Annotated in this window: 6 protein-coding genes; all 6 read right to left on the bottom strand. The window is 68.7% G+C overall.

Annotation, left to right across the window (positions count from 1 at the left end; translation table 11 throughout):
- Positions 1 to 401: 401 nt before the first annotated feature.
- The gene (serA, locus tag ACJOT3_RS31160; RefSeq protein WP_406976711.1) at positions 402 to 1,991 is read right to left on the bottom strand and encodes a phosphoglycerate dehydrogenase; all 1,590 of its coding nucleotides are present in this window, start codon (positions 1,989 to 1,991) and stop codon (positions 402 to 404) included.
- A gap of 156 nt (positions 1,992 to 2,147) precedes the next feature.
- Positions 2,148 to 3,143: a ketol-acid reductoisomerase gene (gene ilvC / locus ACJOT3_RS31155; RefSeq protein ID WP_406976710.1), complete on the bottom strand. Its 996-nt coding sequence runs from the start codon at positions 3,141 to 3,143 to the stop codon at positions 2,148 to 2,150.
- 73 nt (positions 3,144 to 3,216) lie between these two features.
- Entirely contained in the window at positions 3,217 to 3,741 is a 525-nt protein-coding gene (ilvN, locus tag ACJOT3_RS31150) for an acetolactate synthase small subunit (protein ID WP_220563144.1), read from the bottom strand.
- 19 nt (positions 3,742 to 3,760) lie between these two features.
- On the bottom strand, positions 3,761 to 5,521 hold the full coding sequence (locus ACJOT3_RS31145; RefSeq protein WP_406976709.1) for an acetolactate synthase large subunit: 1,761 nt from the start codon (positions 5,519 to 5,521) through the stop codon (positions 3,761 to 3,763).
- Between the two features lie 388 nt (positions 5,522 to 5,909).
- Positions 5,910 to 6,206, bottom strand: a complete 297-nt coding sequence (locus ACJOT3_RS31140) for a hypothetical protein (protein ID WP_406976708.1) — start codon at positions 6,204 to 6,206, stop codon at positions 5,910 to 5,912.
- Between the two features lie 14 nt (positions 6,207 to 6,220).
- Positions 6,221 to 6,474: transposase (locus tag ACJOT3_RS31135; protein WP_406976707.1), on the bottom strand; the 254-nt coding region annotated here is incomplete at its 5' end.

Here is a 6,474-nt window from a genome sequence, read left to right as displayed (position 1 = left end):
TATGTGGCCAGAAATTCTCACGATGTGAGACGAATTCGTGTCGCCGCAGGTCACCGAACCGCACATTTCGCCATTGAAAACACAAAAGGGGCCGCACCTCACGGTGCGGCCCCTGGGTTCCCGGGTGTGCTTGCTTTGGCCCTCCGCTCCGCCCGCCCGTCAAGAATCAGAAGGTCCTCAACGGACGGCCTGCGGCCGACGGCCTTTCCTCTGCCGTGCTCGGCGCCCTTTGAGGGCGGGAATGGGTTTCAGGAGGTACAGTGGCCCCTCCGTCGAAGTCCTCGCCCACCCGTCGCCCACCGCCACCCTCAACGGATGGCCTTCGGCCACAGGCTTTTCCTCGAAGACTTCTCCTCCAGGGCCTCCAGAACCCCGCCGGCGCCTCGCAGCCCGGGCGGGGATCAGTCCTCCAGGTCGACCTGGCGGGTGACCTCGGCCTCGATCTCGGTCGAGATCGACGCCAGGATCGCGTCCGGCACCGCGGAGTCCACGGTCAGCGCGATGAGCGCCCGGCCGCCCTCCTGGTCCCGGATGACCTGCATCCCGGCGATGTTGACGTCGGCGTCGCCCAGCAGCGCGCCCACCTTGCCCACGACGCCGGGGCGGTCGTCGTAGGACAGGAACACCATGTGCTCGGCCAGGCCGATCTCCAGGTTGTAGTCGTTGACCTCCACCAGCTTCTCGACCTGGCGGGGGCCGGTGAGCGTGCCCGACACCGACACCCGGGTGCCGTCGGCCAGCACACCGCGCACCGCGATGAGGTTGCGCCAGTCGCCGCTCTCGTCGCTGGTGATGAGGTCGACCTCCACACCGCGCTCCTTGGCCAGCAGCGGGGCGTTGACGAACGTCACCGTGTCCTCGACCACGTCGGCGAACACGCCCTTGAGCGCGGCCAGCTCCAGCACCTTCACGTCGTGCGCGGCGATCTCCCCGCGCACCTCCACGTCGATGCGGCTGGGCAGCGCGCCGGCCAGGGCGGTGAAGACCCGGCCCAGCTTCTCGGTGAGCGGCAGGCCCGGCTTGATCTCCTCGGCCACGCCGGTGCCCTGCACGTTGACCGCGTCGGGCACGAACTCGCCCGACAGCGCGAGCTTGACCGAGCGGGCCACCTGGGTGCCCGCCTTCTCCTGCGCCTCGTGGGTGCTGGCGCCCAGGTGCGGGGCCACGACCACGTTCTCGAACTCGAACAGCGGGCTGTCCGTGCACGGCTCCTTGGCGAACACGTCGATGCCCGCGCCCGCGACCCGGCCGTCCTTGATGGCCCGGTACAGCGCGTCCTCGTCCAGGATGCCGCCGCGCGCGGCGTTGATGACCCGCACGCTCGGCTTGACCTTGTGCAGCGCCTCGTCACCGATCAGCCCGAGGGTGTCCTTGGTCTTGGGCAGGTGGATGGTGATGAAGTCGGCGCGCCCGAGCAGGTCGTCGAGCGTGGTCATCTCCACGCCCATCTGGGCGGCGCGGGCGGGCTGCACGAACGGGTCGTAGGCGATGACCTCGGTGCCGAACGCCAGCAGGCGCTGGGCGACCAGGGCGCCGATGCGGCCCAGGCCCACGATGCCGATCGTCTTCTCGTACAGCTCGACGCCGGTGTACTTGGACCGCTTCCACTCGCCGTTGACCAGCGCGTTGTGCGCGGGGGCGGTGTTGCGGGCGCTGGCCAGCAGCAGGTTCACGGCCTGCTCGGCGGCGCTGACGATGTTGGAGGTCGGGGCGTTGACCACCAGCACGCCCGCCTTGGTGGCGGCCTCCACGTCCACGTTGTCCAGGCCGACGCCGGCCCGGGCGACCACCTGTAGGCGGGGGGCCGCGGCCAGGGCCTCGGCGTCCACCTTGGTGGCGCTGCGCACGATGAGCGCGTCCACGTCGGCCAGGGCCGGCAGGAGCAGGGACCGGTCGGCGCCGTCGACGCGGCGGACCTCGAAGTCCTCTTCGAGCAGCGCGATTCCGGCGGGCGAGAGTTCTTCCGCTACGAGTACGGCGGGTTTGGACACAGGGGTTCCTTTTCGGGTGGTGCGTCCCGATTCACGCAGGTCAAGCCCTACCGCGATCGGGTCAGGACGGCCGGAACAAAGTCTACTGCGGGGGTAGGGAAGCCCGATGGGGGCGGGTGGTCGTAGCCACCCACCCCCATCTCACGGGAACCCCGCTCAGCCCTTGAGCCAGCTCATCAGCGGACGCAGCTCGGCGCCCACCTTCTCGATCGGCTCGTTCTGCTCGGCCTCGCGGCGCTTGGTGAACGTCGGCTGCCCGGCGTCGAACTCGTCCATGAGCTCCTTGGCGTAGGAGCCGTCCTGGATCTCGCGCAGGATCTTGCGCATCTCCTCGCGGGTCTGCTCGGTGACCACGCGCGGGCCGCGGGTGTAGCCGCCGTACTCGGCGTTGTCCGACACCGACCAGTTCATCTTGGAGATGCCGCCCTCGTACATGAGGTCGACGATGAGCTTCAGCTCGTGCAGGCACTCGAAGTAGGCGATCTCGGGCTGGTAGCCCGCCTCGACCAGGGTGGCGAAACCGGCCTTGACCAGCTCCTCGGTGCCGCCGCACAGCACGGCCTGCTCACCGAACAGGTCGGTCTCGGTCTCCTCGGTGAACGTGGTCTTGATGACCCCGGCCTTGGTGCCGCCGATGCCCTTGGCCCACGACAGCGCCAGGTCCCAGGCCTGCCCGCTGGCGTCCTTCTCGACCGCGACCAGGCAGGGCACGCCGCGCCCGGCCTCGAACTGGCGGCGGACCAGGTGGCCCGGGCCCTTGGGGGCGACCATGGCGACGTCCACGCCCTCGGGCGGGGTGATGAACCCGTAGCGGATGCTGAAGCCGTGGCCGAAGAACAGGGCGTTGCCCGGCTCCAGGTTGGGCTCGATCTCCGCGGCGTACAGGTCGCGGTGGATGTGGTCCGGGACCAGGATCATGATGACGTCGGCCTCGCGGGTGGCCTCCGCCGGGGTGAGGACGCGCAGGCCCTCCTCCTCCGCCTTGGCGCGGCTCTTGGAGCCCTCGGCCAGGCCGATCCGCACGTCGACGCCCGAGTCCCGCAGCGACAGCGCGTGCGCGTGGCCCTGGCTGCCGTAACCGATCACGGCGACCTTCTTGCTCTGGATGAGCCCGAGGTCCGCGGCGTCGTCGTAGTACATCTGTGCTGCCACTTGGGGTTACTCCTTGTTCTTCACATTCGGTGGGGGACGCGGGGGCACCCGGCCGTGTCCGGGCGCCGGAGCCTCAGGCGGTGCGTTCGACCGCGCGGAGGGAGCGGTCGGTGATCGACCGCGGCCCGCGTCCCAGGGCGACCAGCCCTGACTTGACCAGTTCCCGGATGCCGAACGGCTCCAGGTTCTTCACCAGGGCATCGAGCTTCTCGGGGTCGCCGGTGGCCTCGATGACGACGACGTCCGGGCTGACGTCCACGACGTGCGCGCGGAACAGCTCGGCCGTCTGAAGCACATGGGTGCGGCTCGACGCGTCGGCCTTGACCTTCACGAGCAGCAGCTCGCGCTGGACCGACGCGGTGGTGTCCATCTCCACGATCTTGACGACGTTGATCAGCTTGTTGAGCTGTTTGGTCACCTGCTCCAAGGGGTGGAGGTCGCAGTTGACCACGATCGTCATCCTGGACAGGCCCGGATACTCGGTGGTGCTGACGCTCAGCGAGTCGATGTTGAACCCGCGGCGGGAGAAGAGGGCAGAGGCGCGGGCGAGGATGCCCGGGGTGTCCTCCACCAGGACGGAAAGCGTGTGACGGCTCATGGTGGTCGACCTGCTCCTCTTAGTCCTCGTGGTCCCAGCTCGGCGCCATGTCGCGCGCGTACTGGATGTTGTCGTTGCTGACGCCGGGGCCGACCATCGGCCAGACCATCGCGTCGTGGTTGACCGTGAAGTCGACGACGACGGGGACGTCGTTGATCGCCATGGCCTTCTCGATGGTGGCGTCGACGTCCTCGGCGCGCTCGCACCGCAGGCCGACACAACCGTACGCCTCCGACAGCTTGACGAAGTCCGGGATGCGGACCTTCTCGTCGCGGGGCGAGGTCTGCAGGTCGGTGTTGGAGTAGCGGCCCTCGTAGAACAGGGTCTGCCACTGCCGGACCATGCCCAGGTTGCCGTTGTTGACCACGGCGACCTTGACCGGAATGCCCTCGATGGCGCAGGTGGCCAGCTCCTGGTTGGTCATCTGGAAGCAGCCGTCGCCGTCGATCGACCAGACCACCCGGTCCGGGTCGCCGACCTTGGCGCCCAGGGCGGCGGGGACGGAGAAGCCCATGGTGCCCAGGCCGCCGGAGTTGACGAACGCGCCGGGGCGCTCGTAGTCGATGAACTGGGCGGCCCACATCTGGTGCTGGCCGACGCCCGCGACGTAGGTGGCCTCGGGGCCGACGACCTTGCCCAGCCGCTCGATGACCATCTGCGGGGACAGGGTGCCGTCGTCGGGGGCGTCGTAGCCCTTGGGGTAGGTCTCCTGCAGGCGGCCGAGCTGCTGCCACCAGGCCCCGTAGTCGCCGGCGCGGCCCTTCTCCTGGTCGCCGCGGACCGCGACGACCAGGTCGGCGAGGACCTCGCGGCAGTCGCCGACGATGGGGACGTCGGCGTGGCGGTTCTTGGAGATCTCGGCCGGGTCGATGTCCGCGTGGACGATCTTGGCGTCGGGGGCGAAGCTGTCCAGCCGGCCGGTGACGCGGTCGTCGAACCGGGCACCCAGGGCGACGATCAGGTCGGCCTTCTGGAGGGCGCCGACGGCGGCGACGTCGCCGTGCATGCCCGGCATGCCGACGAACTGGGGGTGGCTGTCGGGGAAGACGCCGCGGGCCATCAGCGTGGTGACGACGGGGACGCCGGTCAGCTCGGCCAGGACGCGCAGCTCGGCCGCGGCGCCGGCGCGCAGCACGCCGCCGCCGACGTACAGGACCGGGCGCTTGGCGTCGAGGATCATCCGGGCGGCCTCGCGGACCTGCTTGCCGTGCGGCTTGGTGACCGGGCGGTAGCCGGGCAGGTCCAGGCGCTCGGGCCAGACGAACTCGGCGCCGGCCTGGAGGGCGTCCTTGGAGATGTCGACCAGAACAGGCCCGGGGCGGCCGCTGGAGGCGATGTGGAACGCCTCGGCGACCGTGCGCGGGATGTCGCGCACGTCCTTGACCAGGAAGTTGTGCTTGGTGATCGGCATCGTGATGCCGCAGATGTCCGCCTCCTGGAAGGCGTCCGTGCCGATCATCGGGGAGGCGACCTGGCCGGTGATGGCGACCATGGGGACCGAGTCCATGTAGGCGTCCGCCAGCGGCGTCACCAGGTTGGTGGCGCCGGGGCCGCTGGTGGCCATACAGACCCCGGGCCGTCCGGTGGCGTAGGCGTAGCCCTCGGCCGCGTGACCGGCGCCCTGCTCGTGGCGCATGAGGATGTGCCGCACCTTCGCGGAGTCGTAGAGGGGGTCGTAGGCGGGGAGGATCGCGCCGCCGGGAATCCCGAAGACGGTGTCGACACCGACCTGTTCCAGCGACCTGATCAGCGATTGTGCGCCGGTCATCTGCTCGGTCATCTCAAGATCCTTAGCGAGGGTCCAGAGCGGCACGGGGGCTCTGGTTCGTGGTGGGTCTGACTCGTCGTGGCCTGGTGCGGCAATAAAAAAACCCCCACCGCCCGTGGCGGTCGAGGGGTGGCGCGCAGCAGAAGTGACTCAGTGGGCTGCGCGCCGACCAAGTACGAGAATCAGGGAGTTGCTCTTCACGCTCCCAACCTTGGCCGAAGACACGTCCACCCGTCAACCAGAACTTCATATTGTCTCGAATACTGAGACGCCTATGTCAGCATTCGGCCGCCCCCACCCCCCGGACACCCCGCAGAACAGCACGAACACACAAAAAGCCCCTGTTACATGTAACGGAGAACACGCAACAGGGACCCTGGAGTCCGATCGTTAGCCCGGCTTAACCCTGCTCGCCGAAGATGTCCTCGGCCTGCTCGGCACGAACGGCCCGGTTCAGCCAGATGTCCAGCTGATCCAGGTGGGCCTCGCCCTCGACCCGCTCCCGGACCTCCGCGGAGACCTCGATCCCCTGGGCTTCGAGCACGGTGAGCACAGCCTTGGCGGTGGCCTTGACCTTGCCTTCCGCCATGCCCTCCCGGAAGGGGCGTCCGATCAGTTCGGTCTTGAACTCGTAGTCCCTCAGCTTCATGAACTTCTCCAGGATTCCGGGGGCCGCGGCCTTCAGAGCCGCGACCACATACTGATCTTTGATTATGCGGTTGACGGAAACGGTGAGGGTTCCAAGCCGACCGACTCGATGAACCCCCGCAGCAGATCGGTGCGCTTGCGCACCAGACGCAGATGCGCGTTGATCACCCGCTCCAAATCCTCCAGACTCCGGAACAGACGGCTTCTGAGCACCCGTTCAAGGTGCGCCCACAGCGTCTCCACCGGGTTCAGCTCGGGCGCGTACCGGGGCAGGAACACCACCCGCACCCAGTCCCGTGCCGTGATCTGGGCGGTCA

This window comes from Nocardiopsis protaetiae (assembly GCF_045446735.1).
Classification (GTDB): Bacteria; Actinomycetota; Actinomycetes; order Streptosporangiales; family Streptosporangiaceae; genus Nocardiopsis; species Nocardiopsis protaetiae.
This window is presented reverse-complemented; position numbering and strand designations above follow the sequence as displayed.